Source organism: Pseudovibrio sp. Ad46 (assembly GCF_001623065.1).
Classification (GTDB): domain Bacteria; phylum Pseudomonadota; class Alphaproteobacteria; order Rhizobiales; family Stappiaceae; genus Pseudovibrio.
This window is the reverse complement of record NZ_LMCG01000074.1, coordinates 29,688-48,903: the sequence shown is the minus strand read 5'-3', so window position 1 is coordinate 48,903 and position 19,216 is coordinate 29,688. Positions and strand designations below refer to the sequence as shown.

The window sequence follows — 19,216 nt, the reverse complement described above, 5'->3', positions numbered from 1 at the left end:
GAGTAAGCGGGTTCTGAGTGGCCTCCTCGTGTCATCCGGTTCTCGCCGGCCACCACTTCCTTCCAATAGTAGAGGATTGACGCTCACAGGCATGGGCCTGTGCATCTGGTGCTGTTTGCGCTGGATTCTGCGCGTCTATGCCAGAGTTGGTGCGTGGAAGGCTTGCAGGAGGCGTGAGGCTGGTGTGATCGGTCATTCAGTCAGGGCGATTTTCTTATGTGTCAAAGTGATCGTGGTGGCCAATTCTCATTGAATTTGAAGCGGAATTGACCGTATTGACCGGACTATACTCAGTCCAATTCCTCTTGTGTGAGGAAATGTTGTCCACCCCTGACAATTGAGTGGTTCGAGCGTGCGGGCGAATTGTCTGAGGAGTGCTCAGTTGGCGATTCTTGTTTGCGCTTGAGTGCTGGAGGGGCTGTCGTGAGAACGCGCGCTTGAGAGCGCATACAAAAAAGGCGCTTGCAGACTGCAAACGCCTTTTTTGAAAATTCAGATGAAGCCAAGACTTACTTGATCTTGGTTTCCTTGAACTCAACGTGCTTCTTTACGACTGGGTCGTATTTACGCTTCACCATTTTTTCGGTCATGGTGCGGGAGTTCTTTTTGGTCACGTAGAAGTAGCCGGTGTCCGCAGTGGACTGCAGCTTGATCTTAATGGTGGTCGCCTTGGCCATCGCTAAGGATCCTGTCTGTTTTCGGCCTTTTTTAAAGAAGTGGCCGGTTGTTTTGTTTGTCCCGGTGGCACCCTCACACCTTCGCTTCGGGTAGGGTGCGCTTCCGGGGAAACTTTGGGAATTCAGCGCGCACATTACTAATCACAGGGCTAAAGTCAAGATGCATTAGGGCGCTGAGCCGAGTCTTGTCCCCCTTATCAGGCATATAATTACATATGCGCCCAAGAATCCTGCAAATACCAGTGGTAGTCCGTCCGCACCCCACGCAGAAAGAGCAAGTCCGGTGCTGGCAGGACCCACCAACTGGCCAATGGAATACATGAGAACGAAGGCCGCATTGGCGGAAGCCAGATTAGCCCCGTCAAAGCGTGCACCAAGGTGTGTGAGGCCAACTGTGTAGAGCCCGGCCACGACGCCGCCCCAGACAAAGAGAAGAGCGCAAATGCCATAAAAACTGCCGGAGAGCGGGATCATAAGCAGTGCGCCGATCACACCAAAGGCTCCGCAATAGACCAACAGATGACGGCGGTTCATGCGATCAGAGAGCATTCCCAGCGGGATCTGGAGTACCATGTTGCCGGCAGCCATTGCAGAGACAAGCAGGGTCGCAGTTTGCGCTGTCAGGCCAATCTTGAGGCCGAACAAAGGAAGCAATGATATGCCTGATTGTTCCACAGCTCCGAAGACAAATCCGGCGAATGTGGCAGCTGGAGCTATCCACAAAAATGCATAGAGCTTTGAGGTCGCTTCACTTTCGATTCTCGGTGCAGCGTTGAAGCCGATCAACACAGGTAAGGCTGCAATAATGATGCCTGCGCTTGCCAGCAAGAATGGGAGTGCGCCTGTTGTGCCCGCAAATGCAAGTACCAGAGGCCCTGAGGCAAAGCCAAGGGCCAGCACAGTGGCGTAAACGCCCATGAGGAAGCCTCTGTGCTTTGAAGGTGCCAGTGCGTTGATCCAGAACTCGGAGAGGATGAAGGCAGAGGTTGTTGCTCCGTGGAACAGCAGACGGAGTGGGAACCATGCCCAGAAGTTTTCAAACACAAAAAAGAAGGGCAGGGAGAAGCCAGCGACCAACAGGCTGATCAGGAGCGCCTGAGGTGTGCCCAGTTTGCGTGCAAGGTAGGGGCCGACTGGAGTCGCAACAATGGATGCAACGCCGGAGAATGCGGTGTTGATGCCGATCCATGTGTCACTGACACCGCGATACTCAAGCGTGAGTGCAAGCAGAGGCAGGCTTGCGGACAGAGAAAGGCCAACAGCTGTGATCGCTGCGATGGCTGCAATGATGCCGCGAATCTGTTTCGGTGAGAGGGAATTGGCTAAAGTGCCCGATGTCTGAAGCATTTACACAACTGCGTTTCAAGCTCGTTACGAGCAGGTGCTTTCGTCCATATTGCGCTTATATACATTCACGCGTCATGTTCTAAAGCCGTGTTTCATGCGTGTTCTTGTCCGAAAAACAGATCTGCTTTCGGGGATACGCTCTAAATGCTTCTATCAGGAAAAGTGCAAGGCGCAACACATAGTATCGTGGCGATATATGTTTGTTGCGCCTTGGATAATCAGAATTAAATTTCTTCGCGCGCGAAGCCGTCATTCTTCCAGTAGTAGTATGGCACAGGGCCATCTGGAGAAAGATCCGGGTCTTTGGCAAGGCGATTTTCAAGATCTGTCAGGACAGCCAGAGTGATGCGTGGCAAGTCCAGCTCTTTGCACTGCTCAATTGGCAGCCACTGGAGCTCTTCCAGCTCTTCTGTTGGTCCAATGCCGGTTTCCAGCTTGTGCGCAATCTGGTCCGCCCATACAGCGAAGAAACGTGCATCAAAGCGGCGGGTCCTGCCTGGAGGGGTGATTGCACGGGCAACGTAGCGAAGTGGCTCAAGATCCGGCAGGATGCCCAGTTCGTCAAAAGCTTCAAAGCCTGGACCTGCTGGTTCGCTTGGGCCTTCGGTTTTGCGGCCAACAAATAGGCCTGCTTCCTCGTAGGTTTCGCGAATGGCAGCAATTGCCAATGCACGCAGGCGGCTTTCTGTCTTGATCTGCTTTTTGTCGTAGTTGAGCTTGGCGAGAACATCCGGATGATAGTCGCGTACATATCTGACGCGGCTGTCTTCAGAATCGACACGGCCACCCGGGAACACGAATTTGCCAGGCATGAATTTGTGCGCCATATGACGCTTGCCCATCAGCAGATGCAGGGAGCCATCGTCCTTGCGATCCAGAATAAGCAGTGTGGAGGCGTCTTTTGGCCTCAAAGGCTGAGCGGCCGGGTTGTTGTTTTCTTCCGCTCGCTCAACTTTGACTTCTTTCGTCAGGTCTTCCGTGGACATTCCTTACCTCTGATTGGCGCGTGTTGGGCCAAAACTAGGTGCTTTGCCGGCAGTTGCAAAGCCATCCATACGTAGTGCCCATTGCAAACCAACCAAGGCGCCCTTGATTGGGCGCAGTAGAGACAGAGACATGATGATGGTTAAAGGCAGCCAGACGGCCATGTGGAGCCACATAGGCGGTACGTAGGCCATCTCTACCCACATGGCCAGCGCAACGACGACGTGACCAACGATAAAGATTGTGAAATAGGGCGGAGCGTCATCTGCGCGGTGGTGGTGAAGTTCTTCACCACAGTTGTCGCAGGACTGTTTCACGCTCAAGTAACCGTCGAAGACAGAGCCAATGCCACAGGAAGGGCATTTGCAGCGCATGCCACGCAGCACCGCTTCTCCGGTATTCCGATCTTGATGGGTATTCATTTATACCTGCCTTTTCCGTCCCGTAAATGCAGGGGAGCGCACGGTTTTTTTATGTGCGCTTCCGCTTATTTCCGTTTTTTGACCGGCGTAAACCTTTTGGCTTGCTGTTGTTTCTTGCTTGCCAACCCTTGTGCTTAGCAACCCGTCCCGCTGCTTCGCCCTTGGATTTGCCTTTTGTGAGCATTTCAAACCGTAAAGAGCCCGCAAATGGGGCGGCTTCCACCAGTTTGACCTGCACTGCGTCACCAAGTTGGTAGGTTTCACCAGTTGCTCTGCCCAGAAGGGCATGAGCCGATTCTACATATTCGTAGTAATCCATACCAATGGTAGATGCAGGAATGAAGCCGTCTGCGCCATTTTGTAGCAGTTTGACGAACAGGCCAGATTTGGTCACTCCGGCAATTCGCCCAGAGAATTCAGCCCCAATTCTCTCGCAAAGGTACAGGGCAATCAGTCGGTCAATGGTTTCGCGTTCAGCCAGCATTGCCCGTCGTTCTGCCGCAGAAATCTCTGCTGCAATGGCAGGTAGCTTCTCTTCGATGCCGTATGGCAGGCCATCGTCCCCGAGGCCGAGTGCACGAATGAGGGCGCGGTGCACTATCAAATCTGCATAGCGGCGAATAGGGGATGTGAAGTGTGCATAACGTCGGAGGTTCAAGCCGAAGTGTCCGATGTTCTCGGCATTGTACTCCGCTTGTGCCTGCGAACGCAGCACGACCTCTGACACCATGGTTGCGCTTGCGGTGTCTTTGAACTTGTCGAGAATGTTGTTGAACACAGAAGGACGCAGGCCGCCAATGTGAGGCAGTTTGACGTCCAGCGTGGAGAGAAAATCTCTCAGGTTCTCCAGCTTTTCCGGTGTCGACGCATCGTGCACACGATAGAGCAGGGCAGAGTTGCGTTTCTCAAGCTCTTCTGCGGCTGCGACGTTCGCCTGGATCATGCACTCTTCGATGAGTTTGTGCGCATCCAATCGGTCAGGAACGACGATCTGGTCAACGGTGCCGTCTTCTTTGAGCAGAATACGACGTTCCGGGATGTCGAGTTCCAGTGGCTGCCGTTTGTCTCGGCCACGCTTCAGGATCTCATAGGCAGCCCACAATGGCTCAAGAACCGGTTCCAGCAGTGGGCCGGTTTTGTCGTCTGTCACGCCTTCAATGGCTTTTTGGGCCTGTTGATAGGAGAGCTTAGCCGCGCTGCGCATGATGACGCGATGGAACGAGTGGGATGTTTTCTTGCCGTTCTTGTCAAAGACCATCCGTGTTGCGATGGATGGGCGGTCTTCGTTCTCGCGCAAGGAGCACAGATTGTTAGAGATGCGCTCAGGCAGCATCGGGATTACGCGGTCAGGGAAATAGACCGAGTTGCCGCGTAGCAGTGCTTCCTTATCCATCGGAGAGCCCGGTGTGACATAGGCTGCCACGTCTGCAATTGCGACGTAAACGATGCAGCCGCCTTCGTTCTCCGGGCTGTTGTCCAACTGAGCATAGACCGCGTCATCGTGATCTTTTGCTGTCGCAGGGTCGATGGTGAGAAGCGGGATGTCACGCCAATCTTCACGGCCCTTGTGGCCAACAGGCTTGATGTTTTCCGATTCAGCAATGACAGCTCCTGGGAACTCATTACGAATACCCTGTGTGTGCAATGCGATTTCGGAGACAGCCATTTCCGAAGTGGTGGACCCAAAGCGTTTGACGATGCGGCCACGTGGTGTGCCGTATCGTCCGACTTTGTGGACTTCGATCTTTACGAGGTCACCGTCTTCAGATTCCATCAGCTCACGCGGATCCAGATCGACAGCGCGCTGCTTGCGGTCAACTGGTTCCAAAGTTGCTGCTTTGGTTGCCTTGTTGATGCGCAGGATGCCAAGGACGTCGGTGTCCTGGTTCTCCAGGCGCTTCATCACGCGCACGACGTGTTTGGCTTCGGGGGATCCATCCTGATCGTCCAGCAGTTTCACAAGGGCGCGGTCGCCGATGCCTGGGACGGGGTTGAATTTGTTTTTGTTCTTTTGCGACAAGACGAGAACGTTCGGTGGCTCTCCATGCTCTTCATCCCAGTTCATCGGGATGCCGAGGAGCTCACCGTCAGCAGTTCTGCTTGTGATTTTTACAACAAAGACAGGAGGAAGATCGCCTGGACGCAACATGCGTTTCCGGCGTTTTTCGAGATGACCAGCTTCAGTCAAATCTCTCAGCATTCGTTTGAGGGGGATGCGCGCTGCGCCGACGATACCAAAATGGCGGGCGATTTCGCGTTTACCAGCTTTGCCGGGATTGTCGGCAATAAACTTCAGAATGTCTTCGCGGGATGGCATTTCTGCCGGTCCCTTGTGTCTTTTTTCAGTGGCCTTTTTTCGGCTCAATGTATCTCATCCAGTGCGGCTTTTATGCCGCGAAAAGGGGCTCCCGATGAACGGAAGCCCTTATGTTTCGTTGTCCGGAGAGTAACGGGGATCTTAATCCTTCTTCGCGTTGATCAGCTCGATTGCCTGTTCGCGGGTTACCGTCTCCGGGTCTGTTCCTTTTGGCAGGGAGGTGAACTCCTTGCCCCATTTGATCCGAACGCCGAGGCGGCCGCTGTCGCGCAGCTCCATCGCTCCACCATCCGGATGATCGCCAAGTTCTTTCAGTGCCCCTTTGGGCGCTGCTTTCTTGGCCGTTGTTTTCTTTGCAGCTGCCTTTTTGGCAGGCGCTTTCTTCTTACCTTTTGTTGCTGCCTTGGCGTTTACAAGCTCTGTTGCCTGTTCCAGCGTGACAGCTTCTGGTGCAACGTCCTTTGGAAGGGTTGCGTTGATCTTTTCCCACTTCACGTAGGGGCCATAACGACCGCTGTATACGTTGATGGCGCCGCCATCGGGGTGGTCACCAAGTTCTTTGAGAGGTTTTGCGGCAGCTCCGCGGCCTCCGCCCTTGGCACGCTTTTCTGCCAAAAGGGTTACGGCGCGGTTGATGCCGACGGAGAAGACTTCGTCCGGGCTGTCCAGGTTGGCATAGGTGCCATCATGTAGCACGAACGGTCCAAAACGGCCCAGACCTGCGGAAATGGTCTTGCCATCTTCTGGATGAGTGCCGACTTCGCGTGGCAAGGAAAGCAACTGAAGGGCTTTCTCCAGATCCAGATCGGCAGTGCTCCAGCCACGTGGCAAGGACGAGCGCTTTGGTTTGGCTTCTTCACCTAGCTGTACATATGGGCCGAAACGGCCTGTGCGCAAGGAGACTTCCAAACCGGTTTCCGGATCAATGCCCAAAACCTGAGGTCCGTCTGCTGCTGCACCCGCATCAGATGTGCCGCCTGAGGTGAGCTGACGTGTATAATCACAATGTGGCGGATTTTCGTTTGGTTCTTTGCCGTCTTTCTTGTTTTTGTTGTAGTTGGAACAACCAACAAACGCGCCGAATTTGGAGACTTTCAGTGACAAGCGACCGGTTTCACATTTCGGGCACTTGCGTGGATCAGAGCCATCTTCCTTGTCTGGGAAGACGTGTGCTTTGAGGGTTTCGTTCAGGGCATCCAACACTTCTGTGTTGGAGCGCTTAATCACCTCATCACAAATTTCGTGGAACGGGTTCCAGAAGTCACGCAAGACGGCCTTCCATTCCAGATCGCCAGCTGAGATCTTGTCGAGCTGGTCTTCAAGGCTTGCTGTGAAGTCATACTCCACGTAGCGATTGAAGAAGTCTTCAAGGAATGCAATTACCAGACGACCTTTGTCCTGTGGGATCAGGCGTTTCTTGTCCAAATCTACGTATTCGCGATCGCGCAGAGTTTGCAGCGTTGCGGCGTAGGTGGACGGGCGACCAATCCCCAGTTCTTCCATCTTCTTCACCAGTGTTGCTTCGGTGAAGCGTGGTGGAGGTTCAGTGAAGTGCTGATTGGCTTCAATGCCTTTACGGCCGAGGCTGTCGCCCTTCGTCATTGGTGGCAGGCGTTTGCTTTCCTCGTCTTCCTCATCATCTTTACCTTCCTGATAAAGGGTGAGGAAGCCGTCGAAACGGACAACAGAACCAGATGCACGCAAGGCAGCTTTCTTGGCGCCGTTTGCAGCTTCGATGTCAACAGTTGTGCGCTCCAGAACAGCAGATTCCATCTGCGAGGCGATGGTACGCTTCCAGACCAGCTCGTAAAGGCGTGCGCCGTCCTCGTCGAGGAACTTTGCCATGTCCCGTGGGTGACGGGACAAGTCAGTCGGGCGGATCGCTTCGTGCGCTTCCTGAGCGTTTTTGGCTTTGGATGTATACACCCGTGGCTTTTCAGGAACATACTCATCCCCATAACGGGAGCCGATGACGGCGCGCGCGCTTTGAATTGCTTCTGGAGCGATCTGCACACCATCGGTACGCATATAGGTGATCAAACCAGTGGTTTCACCGCCGATGTTCGCGCCTTCATAAAGCTTTTGCGCAACCTGCATGGTGCGTGCTGCTGCAAAGCCGAGCTTACGGGAAGCTTCCTGCTGAAGGGTCGAGGTGGTGAATGGTGCATATGGATTACGTCGTTGTGGCTTGCTCTCAACATTGCTGACAGAGAAGCTCGCGCCTTCAAGCATCTGCTTGATCGCTGTGGCTTCCTGCTCGTTCTTAATGTCGAGGCGCGTAATCTTCTGACCGTCAAAATTAGTGACGCGTGCCTGAACCGGCGCGTTCTCCGGTGTGTTCAGGTTTGCCAGAATGGACCAGTATTCCTGAGATAGGAATGTCTCGATCTCGCTCTCGCGCTGACACACAAGGCGCAGCGCAACAGATTGCACGCGGCCTGCGGAGCGGGCACCTGGCAATTTGCGCCACAGAACCGGGGAGAGCGTAAAGCCCACGAGGTAGTCGAGTGCGCGACGAGCCAGATAGGCGTCGACAAGCGGCACATCCAGTTCGCGCGGATTTTTCATTGCTTCCAGAATGGAATTCTTGGTGATCGCGTTGAATACCACGCGCTCGACCTTCTTATCCTTCAGGACGCGTTTCTTTTTCAAAACTTCCAAGACGTGCCAAGAAATGGCCTCTCCTTCGCGGTCGGGGTCAGTTGCGAGAATAAGGCGGTCAGCCTCCTTCACCGCGTTGGCGATATCCGACAGGCGCTTTTGAGATTTGGAATCGACAGACCAAGACATGGCAAAGTCGTCGTCCGGCAGCACGGAGCCGTCCTTTGGAGGCAGATCGCGCACATGGCCGTAGGACGCCAGAACTATATAGTCCTTGCCCAGATATTTATTGATGGTCTTGGCTTTCGCCGGTGATTCCACAATGACTACGTTCATTGATTTCCTGGCTTTCGCGTAAATCTCGTCTTGGAATTGATAAATCAAAAACCGTTTTATGAGTCGAACCGACACAATCTCGGATGACTTCGCGGCTGTCAAATGGCCTTTTCAGATCAATTGGTCAAGAGCGGAAAAGCCACTCCCTTAATTTTCCTTGGGTCATATTTTGGTTGCGCTTGCTAATTTACGCAACCTAAGGTAATGGCTTTACTTGCTGTAACCCTCAGATTGCAAAGCGCTTTTTACCATCTGAGGCTTGTGTCATGGTTGCATAAGAAGGTTAAAAAGCTTGCGTAATTACCCGTTGCCGAAAAATGACAGAACAATTGAAACACGTGACGTAGCAGAGTACTGCGCCAAAATGTGTCGTGAATTGAGTGACATGGCGCGATCGCAGAGGCTCGACCTGCTGAGGTACTTATTGCTTCTGGCTCAAAAAGAAGCGGAAGCTCAAGTCGGTGGATTACCGGACCCTGTTGAGGTTGAGGACCTGGATCTGGAAAACAACGAAACCGACTAAGACGCAAAATTGTCACGCTCTGTCAGAATGTATCAAAGAAAGCTTGTTGGGTTTGTGGCGCTCCAAGCGTCCGGCCAGTTCGATCTCCAGCAGGATGAGTTGAAGCGTCTGTAAGGTGACACCGGTAAATCGCAGGAGCTCATCCTGATCTATGGGTGTCTCACTCAGTGCATCGATGACGGCCTGTCTGTCCTGTTCTTTGGCATTGAGTGGGTTTGAGGTCTCGTCTGCATCTGCCTGCTCCAATGCTGGCCAGCCCATGGCAGGTTCATCAATCCCCTGATGAAGTGGCAGGGACATAGAGGTTTTGGGTTCCATGATCTCCAGAATATCGTCAGTCGATTGAATGAGCGCAGCGCCTTGCTGAATAAGTTTGTTGGCGCCGACTGACCGAGGATCCAATGGAGACCCCGGGACTGCCAATATCTCTCGGTTCTGTTCCAGTGCGTATCGGGCGGTGTGCAGAGATCCTGATTTTTCTGCGGCTTCAATTAAAATAACACCCAATGACATTCCCGAGATTAGGCGATTGCGGCGGGGGAAATCCCGAGCTCTCGGGTTCCAGCCCATGGGCATTTCGCTGATGGCTGCTCCGTTGGCTGCGATCATCTTTGCAAAAAGCTCCATATTTTCTTTTGGGTAGATGGTGTCGATGCCTCCGGCAAAGGCGGCGATGGTGCCAGACGTGAGAGCGGCCTGATGCGCTGTGCTGTCGATGCCTCGTGCCAGACCTGAGATGATGGTGAAGCCTTCTGCTGAAAGGTCTCCAGCCAGTTTTGTTGCAAACTTTGCTCCGGCGGCCGAGCAATTGCGGGCGCCGATGATCGCAAGCGTCTTTTGCGTGCCGGTGAGTTCCTGTTGCAATGGCTCTCTGGCCCGAACTGCGAGCAGGGGTGGCGGTGCATCTATATGCCTGAGAAGGGGAGGATAGGCGGGCTCACCCATGGCGACGAGGCGTGCACCCATTTTATAGAGGGAAGCCAGTTCTGCTTCGGCCTTGTCCATAGAAAAAAGGCGATAAGTTTTCTTACCGCCTCTTCGGGATAGCTCTGGCAGGGCATCAAGTGCCGCTTGTGCTGAGCCAAAATGATTGAAAAGCTCCCGGAATGTTCTTGGCCCGACATTCTCAGAGCGGATAAGGCGAAGCCACGCAAGCCGTTGGGTATCACTTAGGTGTGGTGCCCGGCTTTTGGTGGCTGTCTCCATTTACATCATCCCTTGGAACCGATCTTGCTTTCCTTGCCTTTCAGCAGGCGGGCAATGTTTTCGTGATGTTTGGCCCATAGCAATATGCTGAGTAATCCCATCATTTGCGCAATTTGCCACTGATCGAAAGCCAGCAGAATAAAGGGAGTGACAAGACTTGCGACCAGTGCTGACAGGGATGAGAACTTGGTGATGTAGGCCGTTGCAATCCAGATGGCGATGAAGATGACGCCTACTGGCCAGAAGATGCCGAGTAGGATGCCGATGTAAGTAGCAACGCCTTTGCCGCCTTTGAATTTGAGCCAGACCGGGAAAAGGTGACCAAGGAACGCGCCTAGGCCTGCAATCAATGCTGCTTCACCGCCCATGTAAAGAGCTACAAGTACGACTGCAGCAGTGCCTTTGAGCGCATCACACAGCAGAGTGAGGGCTGCGAGTTTTTTGCTGCCGGTGCGCAGGACGTTGGTGGTGCCAATGTTGCCGGATCCGATGTTTCGGATATCGCCGTGACCTGCCATTTTTGTAAAGAGCAGGCCAAACGGAATGGAGCCTAACAGGTAGCCAAAGGCCAATGCAGCCAGATAGTAGGGTAAATCAAGGGACCAGCTGATTGGATCAGGCACGGGTGTTCTCCAGTAGTTGAATATTAAAGCAGTATGCCTGTCCTCGCGGATGAGCATACTGCTTTAAAATTTTATCGTATCGCGTGCATTGTGCCAAAGCCTCGTGGGCTGGTTCAGAGCTACACGTTAAATTGCGTCGTGATCTAGGATGCGGCCTGCAACGATGGTTGTCAAAACCCGGCCTGTCAAAGTTTCGTCCTCAAAAGGGGTGTTCTTTGAGCGGGAGCGGATTTTATCTTTTTCTACGATCCATGGTTTTTGCGGGTCGAACACGATCAGGTCTGCTGGAGCGCCTTTTGAGAGGCGGCCAGCAGGAAGACCAAGACGGTCCGCTGGATTGCAGGTCATTGTTGCAAGCAGTCTGGAAAGTGAGATGTCCTCATTCAGAACGAGGCGCATTCCAGCTCCAAGCATTGTTTCAAGCCCTAAAGCACCATATTCGGCTTCTGCAAAGGGGTGACGCTTAGTTTCCACATCTTGTGGGTTGTGATCGGACATAATGATGTCGATTGTGCCATCTGCCAGTGCTTTTACCATGGCCTGACGATCATCTTCCGTGCGCAGCGGTGGCGACATCTTATGGAAGGTCCGGTAGGGGCCGATGTCGTTTTCGTTGAGCGTGAGATGGTTGATGGAGATGCCTGCGGTGACATTGAGTCCGTCGTTCTTCGCTTTCTGGATGGCTTCAGCGCTTTGTGGGCAGGAGATCAGGCGTGCGTGATACTTGCCTTTTGCCATGGCAACGAGGCGCATATCGCGTTCGATTGCGACGAACTCAGCCTCACGTGGGATGCCGCCCAGACCTAGCCACGAGGCCCTCAGACCTGCGTTCATGACGCCGGAGCCTGCCAGATCCTTATCCTGTGCCTGATGAACCACCAGCGCGTCGAAGTCACGAGCGTAGGTCAGCAGACGGACCAGAACGGAAGAGTTGGTGATTGGCAGTCTGTCATTGGAAAAGGCGATGGCGCCGGCTTCTTTGAGCAGGCCAATCTCGCTCATGTCCTTGCCAGCCAGGCCCTTGGTGAGGGCGGCCATCGGGTGCACGTTGACGATCGCTGTGTCGCGGGCGCGGCGGAGCATGAAGTCCACCAGTGCAGGATCATCAATCACCGGGTCCGTGTTGGGGCTGGTGAGGATGGTGGTTACACCGCCAACGGCTGCTGCGCGTCTGCTCTCCAGCGTTTCTCGGTGTTCTGCACCGGGTTCGCCTACGCTGACGCCCATGTCGATGAGACCGGGCGCAACGACGGCTCCGTGGCAATCAACGGTTTTCGCGCCATCTGGAGCACCTTGATTGAGAGCCTCTGCACCTGCGGCGAGGATGGTGCCGTCCTGTACAATCACTGCACCTGCTTCATCAACATTGTTTGCTGGGTCGATGATGCGGGCGTTTGTCAGGACCAGCGGGTTTACATTCTTGTACATGCGCGTGTCCTCTAGTTGTTGTCAGGAAGGTTTTGAGCAAGAGCTTCAAGCACTGCCATACGTATGGCGACGCCCATCTCCACTTGCTCGCGGATAAGACTTTGTGGACCATCTGCAACTTCTGCCGAGATCTCGACACCACGGTTCATAGGGCCGGGGTGCATGACCAGAGCATCAGGTTTGGCGTAGGAGAGTTTTTCGGAGTCCAGACCGTGATAACGGAAATACTCACGAACAGATGGTACAAAGGCACCGCTCATACGTTCGCGTTGCAAACGCAGCATCATGACGATGTCGCAGCCTTTTAGTCCTTCGCGCATGTCTGTGAATACTTCGACGCCCATACTATGAATACCAGAGGGCAGTAGTGTAGAGGGAGCTATGACACGCACGCGGGCTCCCATATTGGAGAGAAGGATGATGTTGGAGCGGGCTACGCGGGAGTGGCGGATGTCGCCGCAGATGGCTACTGTCAGGCCGCCGAGGGTTCCTTTGTGGCGGCGGATGGTCAAGGCATCCAGCAGAGCCTGAGTTGGGTGCTCGTGAGGGCCGTCGCCGGCGTTGACGACCGCGCAGCCGACTTTGCGGGCCAGCAGGTGGACTGCTCCAGCGGCGTGGTGGCGAACAACCAGCAAATCAGGGCGCATGGCGTTCAGGGTTGCTGCGGTGTCGATCAGAGTTTCACCCTTTTTCACCGAAGAGGTGGAGACCGACATGTTCATAACATCCGCGCCCAGGCGCTTGCCTGCAAGCTCAAAAGAAGATTGGGTGCGGGTGGAAGCCTCAAAGAAGAGGTTGATTTGCGTTCGCCCACGCAGAACAGCTTTCTGCTTTTCTACCTGTCTGGAGACTTCGACGGCTTCGTCGGCAAGGTCCAAAAGGTAATTAATGTGGGGAGGCTGCAATCCCTCGATACCGAGGAGATGGCGATGCGGGAACGCTGAGGATCGATGTGTGGTTTTCTTGCTCATCGAAGACCCTTCTATAGGCAGAAACACCGAGTTCGTAAAGAGCTCAACAGATGTATAGTTTTTATTGTGCAAATCGCAGTTGCAACGTGCGCGCTAACCTATCAAAATCGCTGGGGCAACTCGCGGGAGGAAAAATGGATAAAGTTTCACAAGCCACTATGACGACAGGGGTAATTAATCAGGCCCCGCCATATTGTGGGTATAACCTTGCCGAGAGTGATCCAATTCTCCTTGCTGATCTGGGTGGCACGGGAACCAACGATTCTGCACGAGAAGAGCTTATCAAGTTTGGCGAGCAGTGTGGAGCCGCAGATGCACTGGATCTGGGGAGATTGGCAAATGTTAATGAACCGGTGCTGAAAACACACGATCCGTATGGTCGCCGTCTGGATGTTGTTGAATTTCACCCGTCCTATCACGCGCTGATGCGCCGCTCGTTTGAAGCTGGCCTGCACAGTGCGTCCGTTGAATCCATGGAACCGGGGGGGGAGCGTGCGTTTTATAATCGTGCGCGCAAGTATTTTTTGATGAGTCAGGTGGAAGGTGGACACCTTTGCCCAGTGACCATGACCAATGCCTCTGCCATGGCCCTCACTCAGGCGCCCGAGCTTGCCAAGGTGTGGAATGAGCGCATCCTGAGCCGTAAGTATGATCAGCGTTTTCGCCCTGCCAGCCAGAAGATGGGTGCAAGCCTTGGTATGGGTATGACGGAGAAGCAGGGTGGGTCCGATTTACGTCAGATCATCACTCGCGCTGAAAAAGTTTCTGACGATACTTATGTGATCAATGGACATAAGTGGTTCTTCTCTGCGCCAATGTGTGATGCGTTCCTTGTGTTGGCGAAGTTGGAAGAGGGGCCGACCTGTTTCCTCGTACCGCGTATTTTGGAATCTGGCGAAGTGAACGGGCTGGATTTCCAGCGCCTGAAAAACAAGCTGGGTAACAAATCCAACGCTTCTTCCGAGGTTGAGTTTAACAATGCTGTTGGCTTCCTTGTGGGGGAAGTGGGTAAGGGCATCAAGACCATTTTGAAAATGGTGACGCCTACCCGTGTGGACTGTTGTATTGGGTCTTCTGCCCTGATGCGGGCGGCGATTTCCAGAGCGGTACATCATACCTCCAACCGCAGTGCATTCGGTGCTCGCCTTATTGAGAAGCCACTGATGCAGCGGGTTCTTGCGGACATGTCTCTGGATATGGCTGCAAGTGAGGCACTGGCGTTGAAACTGTCGCATTGCATGGATTTGGAAGGTGAAGACAGTCAGGCTGCTGACTTCCTGAGGATCATCACGCCTGCTGCGAAATACTGGATCTGTAAGAGTGCAGAGAACGTTGCCGCTGAGGCGATGGAGTGTCTGGGTGGCAACGGGTACGTGGAAGACCACGATATGGCTCGTATCTACCGCGAAGCCCCAGTCAACAGCATCTGGGAAGGCTCAGGCAACATCATGGCGCTGGACCTGCTGCGTGCCATGCACCGCACTCCAGACAGCTTCATGAATGTGCTTGGCATGCTGGAAGCTGATCTTGGCCCTGCGGGCAAGGTGTCTGTTGAAGTGTTGCAGGCTGCCGCGCGCACGTGTCTGGAAGATGAGGGCGGTGCCCGGTTGCTGACGGAACAGCTGGCGATCACAGCTGCGGCTGCGGCGCTGAAAGAAGTTGCTCCTCCAGCGATTGCCAATGCGTTTATTGAGACCCGTATGGCAGGCCAGTGGCGTTCAAGCTATGGCATGCTGGATGCACGCTATGATGCCAAGGGCATTTTGGAGTGGCTTTACCCAATCAAGTAAGCCACGACCACTAACCACGTCGGAATAGTGATTGCGGCGGCGACTGTCTGAAGGGTCAGAATTTCGGCCATCAACTTGGCGTCGCCGCCCATTTTTCTTGCCAGAACAAAGCTTGCACCTGCTGCTGGAACAGAGAACACCAGCGTGACGATGGTTGCCGAGATTTCGTCAAGCCCAAGTGCAAGCGCGAAACTCAAGGCAATGCCCGGTGCAAGTACGTTGCGCAAAAGCAGAGCTGATGTGAGCGCTGGGCCCGGGCGACGTAACGCTCCCAAATCCAAAGCTGCGCCGACGCACAGAACTGCGATTGGCAGGGCGGCACTTCCCAAAAATGTCAGATAGTTTGCAATAACTTCCGGGATATAGCCACCGGAGGCGTTGATGAGGCCACCTGCTGCAACGCTGATGATGAAGGGGTTCTTGATCATCTCTTTTGCAAGCGTCTTTGGTGAGGGGACGGACCCTCCTGCATAGATCGACAATACAATCACGCAGAGCAGGTTTGCTGCTGGGATCATGATTGCCATGATGACCGCCACCAGTGCCACGCCTTCCTCTCCAAAACTATTGGCTGCAATTGCCATGGCGACAAAACCATTCCAGCGCACGACACCTTGAAAAATGGACGTGAAGCGTGGACCTTCGATTGCAAACTTCTGTTTTAGAAAGGGCTGTAAGACGAGGCAGAGAATGGCCAGAAGTGAGAATGTTCCCAGTACTGATATGGTGATTTCCATGACTGGCATTGCCGAGAAATCTGAGGTGCCCACATTGATCAGGATGATCGCGGGGAAGAGAACCCAATAGGCGAGATCTTCCATGCCACTCCATCGTTCTCTTGGGATGAGATTGCGATGACGGAGGAACCATCCTGTGGCTGTGAGGAGCAAGACAGAGATGATGGCTGACAGGGCAGAGAACATGCGTGTGCTTTTCAGGCTGTTGCACAGACAGGAAAGTGTCTTTGCAGGTGGAGGGACAAAGTGCGCATTGATGCGCGTATCCGTCTATTCACCTAGCCTGAAAAAAGCTGAATGGTAAAGCGCAGAGCGCCTTAAATTTTCTCAAGTGTTGTTGCTTGGGAACTGGGTCTACTCGTCTTCAAAGAGAGAAGTGCCGCCATAGTTGATGCGGTCCAGAAAGCCTTGCAGAATGTAGGACGCGGCCATCTTGTCGACCAGTTCGGCACGGCGGGCGCGGGAGCGGTCTGCTTCGATAAGTGTGCGTGTGACGGCAGCGGTGGAGAGACGTTCATCCCAATAGGTGATCGGGATTTCCGTTTTCTGGGCAAGGTTGCGCACGAACGCTCGGGTCGCCTGACAGCGCGGGCCCTCGGTGCCATCCATGTTGAGCGGCAAGCCGATGACGAGGCCAAAGACACTGTGTTCCTGACAAAGATCCAGCAGACGTTCTACATCCTGTGTAAACTTCTTGCGTTTGATGGTCTCCAATGGAGAAGCGATCTGTCGTCCAGAATCAGTAAGTGCCAGACCAATGGTTTTGGTGCCAAGGTCGATACCGATCAGGCGATCATCATCATAAAGCGCGTCGCAGAAATCTTCGAGAGAAAGAGAGGGATCATTTGCCATGGCGGCGGGTTAGCACGGCTTGAGAGCAACGCCAAGCAAGTAATCTATATTTTTTTCTCGGGGACATGCTGTTTCCTGCTGAACTGTACGACGGCTGTTCTGATAAAGGTAAGGGTGCAAGAAGATTGAGCAGGTGGATATAGGCGTGACGCAAGTGCAGTTTGAAGAGGGATGGCAGGGCATTCTGGCTCCTGAAATGGATAAACCCTACTTTCAGAAACTCCAGGCCTTTCTGGATGCTGAGGAAGCGGAAGGAAAGACCATTTTTCCTCCGACAACTGACTGCTACGCTGCCTTTAATGCTGCTGCTCTGAGTGATGTACGTGTCGTCATCCTTGGGCAGGATCCCTACCATGGGGAAGGGCAGGCACATGGACTTTCCTTCTCAGTTCGCAAAGGCGTGAAACTGCCGCCGTCGCTTCGCAATATCTACAAGGAGTTGGAAAGTGACCTTGATTTAGCACCAGCAACTCATGGGTGTTTAACGCATTGGGCGGAGCAGGGTGTTTTGCTGCTCAACACGTCTTTGAGTGTGGAGGAAGCCAAGGCCGGGTCTCATGCCAAGAAAGGGTGGGCGCCGTTTACGGATGCGGCGATCAAGGGCTTGTCCGAGGCACGGGAGCATCTGGTGTTTATCCTGTGGGGCGCACATGCTCAGAAGAAGCTGGATCTGATTGATGAGAGCAAACATCTGGTTTTGATGAGTGCCCATCCATCGCCGTTGTCGGCACGGCGCGGTTTTATCGGGTCGGCTCCATTTTCCAAAACCAATGCCTATCTGAAAGAACATGGTATTGCAGAGATTGACTGGAAGATCTCCTAGGGCATTACCGGAGTTTTGCCTGTGCCCGGTTACATTTAAGGGTTGTGTAACCAAATTCCTACTAGTTTAGATAATATTTTCGGTATCACGGATGTGCCGCGTTTCGGCGCTCCGCATTGGGGGATTGGTAGTATGGATTTACAGTTTCTGGGCCATTCTGCTTTCAAGGTTTACATTCCAGGGGCAACGCTTCTGATTGATCCGTTCTTGTCTGGCAACCCGAGCTTTCCGGCAGAGATGAGTGTGGAGCAGGTGAGTGAAGGTGTTGATCATGTTCTGCTGACTCACGGCCATGATGATCATGTGGGCGATACCATCGATATTTTGAAAGCGACTGGTGCAACGCTTACGGCGAACTGGGAAATCTGTATGTGGGCGCAGGACAAAGGTATTGAGAAGATCAATCCTATGAACCATGGCGGCTGCGTGAACATGGGGGCGTTTGGTGTGGCGCTTACCAATGCAGTGCACAGTTCTGCCTGTTCGTTTGATAGTGAAGGCTGCGTTGCGGATGTGTATCTGGGCAATCCGGCGGGTGTTGTGGTGATGGCTGAGGATGAGCCAACACTGTTACATATGGGTGATACGGATATCTTCTCTGATATGGAGTTGATCAACGAGATTTACCGGCCCCAGATTGGGATTGTGCCGATCGGGGATCGGTTCACCATGGGCGCTCGCACCGCATCGATGGCATGTCAGAGGTTCTTCGAGTTTCAAACCATCATTCCGTGCCACTACGGTACCTTCCCAATTTTAGACCAAAGCGCAGATCAGTTTACCGAATGCATGGAGGATGATGCGTTTCGGGTGGCTAAACTGAAGCCAGGGGAGACGGTGACAGTCAATAACAGTGTTGCTGCTTCATAGCTGCGTCGATTTTTGTTACTGGGACAAGAAAAGGCCTCAGCATGAACTGAGGCCTTTAAAGTTTGAAAGGGACACATTCCGCGTTTTTTTGCTTTCACCGCGGGAGCTACGCTTAGTTGGGGGCACGCGTAGCTTGAATGGCCTTCAAGGGAGCTTGGGTGGGGTTCGCTTAAAGGTCTGCTTCTGGCGTGTGTATGATTGTTGGCCAGTTTTCATTTGCCCGGGCGATGGAAGCGTTCGGGTCTTTCAGGAAGTGACGCTGTGCACCTGCATGGGCATTCAGGTAAAGTTTGCCGTCAACGATCTTCCATTGCTCTGGCTGGATCGGAATTTTTACTCCGAAGCTCACACCAGTTGCACACCAACCGCCATACTGAGGCGCGTACTTGGTTGGATCCTTTTTGAACTTGTCGAGATTTTCAGCAGAAGAGAACAGCCACGTCACGTCCTGATACTGCGTGGAATACTCTTTTTTGCCTGGGACTGGCTTGCCTTCAGTGAAATAAGCGACCGGATCAGTTCCTTTGATTGCGTAGCCTTCTTCAACGAAGTTGGTTACGTCATCGGCCATTGCCGTCATCGGAACAGTTACAAGTGCTGACAGTGCTAGTCCAACTGCAAGAACTGAAGATTTGATCGGCATGGGCAACTCCTTCGGACTGATCATTGAAGCCAAGTCTGGCTTGTTTCGTTTACCAGTTGATTAGGG

17 protein-coding genes are annotated in these 19,216 nt (G+C 53.5%); 4 read left to right on the top strand and 13 right to left on the bottom strand.

Going from position 1 to position 19,216, the window contains the following annotated elements; translation table 11 throughout:
* Nucleotides 1-509 precede the first annotated feature (509 nt).
* The 6 genes from rpmG to topA all read right to left on the bottom strand — a co-directional run bounded on the left by rpmG (nucleotide 510) and on the right by topA (nucleotide 8,684).
* Nucleotides 510-677 carry a 50S ribosomal protein L33 gene (rpmG, locus tag PsAD46_RS21165; protein ID WP_008552972.1) on the bottom strand — a complete coding sequence of 56 codons (168 nt, stop codon included), beginning with the start codon at nucleotides 675-677 and terminating at the stop codon, nucleotides 510-512.
* A 165-nt stretch (nucleotides 678-842) separates the two neighbouring features.
* Nucleotides 843-2,024: an MFS transporter gene (locus PsAD46_RS21160; protein WP_063307813.1), complete on the bottom strand. Its 1,182-nt coding sequence runs from the start codon at nucleotides 2,022-2,024 to the stop codon at nucleotides 843-845.
* 224 nt (nucleotides 2,025-2,248) lie between these two features.
* Nucleotides 2,249-3,010: a hypothetical protein gene (locus PsAD46_RS21155; protein WP_063291716.1), complete on the bottom strand. Its 762-nt coding sequence runs from the start codon at nucleotides 3,008-3,010 to the stop codon at nucleotides 2,249-2,251.
* 3 nt (nucleotides 3,011-3,013) lie between these two features.
* Nucleotides 3,014-3,430, bottom strand: a complete 417-nt coding sequence (locus PsAD46_RS21150; protein ID WP_057463365.1) for a DUF983 domain-containing protein — start codon at nucleotides 3,428-3,430, stop codon at nucleotides 3,014-3,016.
* 49 nt (nucleotides 3,431-3,479) lie between these two features.
* Complete coding sequence (gene rnr, locus PsAD46_RS21145; protein WP_063307812.1) at nucleotides 3,480-5,747, bottom strand: ribonuclease R; 2,268 nt, start codon at nucleotides 5,745-5,747, stop codon at nucleotides 3,480-3,482.
* A 141-nt stretch (nucleotides 5,748-5,888) separates the two neighbouring features.
* A complete protein-coding gene (topA, locus tag PsAD46_RS21140; protein WP_063307811.1) occupies nucleotides 5,889-8,684 on the bottom strand; it encodes a type I DNA topoisomerase in 2,796 nt (931 codons plus the stop codon).
* A 385-nt stretch (nucleotides 8,685-9,069) separates the two neighbouring features.
* Between topA and PsAD46_RS28200 the strand changes: the two genes are divergently transcribed.
* Nucleotides 9,070-9,207, top strand: coding sequence for a hypothetical protein (locus tag PsAD46_RS28200; RefSeq protein WP_193776983.1), 138 nt, complete (start codon nucleotides 9,070-9,072; stop codon nucleotides 9,205-9,207).
* Nucleotides 9,208-9,219: 12 nt separating this feature from the next.
* Here the strand turns inward: PsAD46_RS28200 and dprA are convergent, their stop codons facing one another.
* The 4 genes from dprA to PsAD46_RS21120 all read right to left on the bottom strand — a co-directional run bounded on the left by dprA (nucleotide 9,220) and on the right by PsAD46_RS21120 (nucleotide 13,435).
* Nucleotides 9,220-10,413, bottom strand: a complete 1,194-nt coding sequence (gene dprA, locus PsAD46_RS21135) for a DNA-processing protein DprA (RefSeq protein WP_063307810.1) — start codon at nucleotides 10,411-10,413, stop codon at nucleotides 9,220-9,222.
* 5 nt (nucleotides 10,414-10,418) lie between these two features.
* The gene (gene plsY, locus PsAD46_RS21130; protein WP_063289430.1) at nucleotides 10,419-11,036 is read right to left on the bottom strand and encodes a glycerol-3-phosphate 1-O-acyltransferase PlsY; all 618 of its coding nucleotides are present in this window, start codon (nucleotides 11,034-11,036) and stop codon (nucleotides 10,419-10,421) included.
* A gap of 126 nt (nucleotides 11,037-11,162) precedes the next feature.
* Nucleotides 11,163-12,464 carry a dihydroorotase gene (locus tag PsAD46_RS21125; RefSeq protein ID WP_063307809.1) on the bottom strand — a complete coding sequence of 434 codons (1,302 nt, stop codon included), beginning with the start codon at nucleotides 12,462-12,464 and terminating at the stop codon, nucleotides 11,163-11,165.
* Between the two features lie 11 nt (nucleotides 12,465-12,475).
* On the bottom strand, nucleotides 12,476-13,435 hold the full coding sequence (locus tag PsAD46_RS21120) for an aspartate carbamoyltransferase catalytic subunit (protein WP_082596876.1): 960 nt from the start codon (nucleotides 13,433-13,435) through the stop codon (nucleotides 12,476-12,478).
* Nucleotides 13,436-13,569: 134 nt separating this feature from the next.
* Here PsAD46_RS21120 and PsAD46_RS21115 point away from each other — a divergent pair, with 134 nt between their 5' ends.
* Nucleotides 13,570-15,225 (top strand): acyl-CoA dehydrogenase family protein, encoded by a 1,656-nt coding sequence (locus PsAD46_RS21115; protein ID WP_084404504.1) that lies wholly within the window; start codon nucleotides 13,570-13,572, stop codon nucleotides 15,223-15,225.
* On the opposite strand, the gene PsAD46_RS21110 is transcribed toward PsAD46_RS21115, so the two are convergent.
* The gene (locus tag PsAD46_RS21110) at nucleotides 15,210-16,148 is read right to left on the bottom strand and encodes an AEC family transporter (protein ID WP_063291712.1); all 939 of its coding nucleotides are present in this window, start codon (nucleotides 16,146-16,148) and stop codon (nucleotides 15,210-15,212) included. The genes PsAD46_RS21115 and PsAD46_RS21110 overlap by 16 nt on opposite strands.
* 168 nt (nucleotides 16,149-16,316) lie before the next feature.
* A complete protein-coding gene (ruvX, locus tag PsAD46_RS21105) occupies nucleotides 16,317-16,814 on the bottom strand; it encodes a Holliday junction resolvase RuvX (protein WP_063291711.1) in 498 nt (165 codons plus the stop codon).
* A gap of 145 nt (nucleotides 16,815-16,959) precedes the next feature.
* On the opposite strand from ruvX, the gene ung reads away from it, so the two are divergent.
* Both ung and PsAD46_RS21095 read left to right on the top strand, forming a co-directional pair.
* Complete coding sequence (ung, locus tag PsAD46_RS21100) at nucleotides 16,960-17,637, top strand: uracil-DNA glycosylase (protein ID WP_063291742.1); 678 nt, start codon at nucleotides 16,960-16,962, stop codon at nucleotides 17,635-17,637.
* 132 nt (nucleotides 17,638-17,769) lie between these two features.
* Nucleotides 17,770-18,507 carry a metal-dependent hydrolase gene (locus tag PsAD46_RS21095; RefSeq protein ID WP_063291710.1) on the top strand — a complete coding sequence of 246 codons (738 nt, stop codon included), beginning with the start codon at nucleotides 17,770-17,772 and terminating at the stop codon, nucleotides 18,505-18,507.
* A gap of 169 nt (nucleotides 18,508-18,676) precedes the next feature.
* On the opposite strand, the gene PsAD46_RS21090 is transcribed toward PsAD46_RS21095, so the two are convergent.
* The gene (locus tag PsAD46_RS21090; RefSeq protein ID WP_063291709.1) at nucleotides 18,677-19,150 is read right to left on the bottom strand and encodes a YHS domain-containing (seleno)protein; all 474 of its coding nucleotides are present in this window, start codon (nucleotides 19,148-19,150) and stop codon (nucleotides 18,677-18,679) included.
* Nucleotides 19,151-19,216 lie beyond the last annotated feature (66 nt).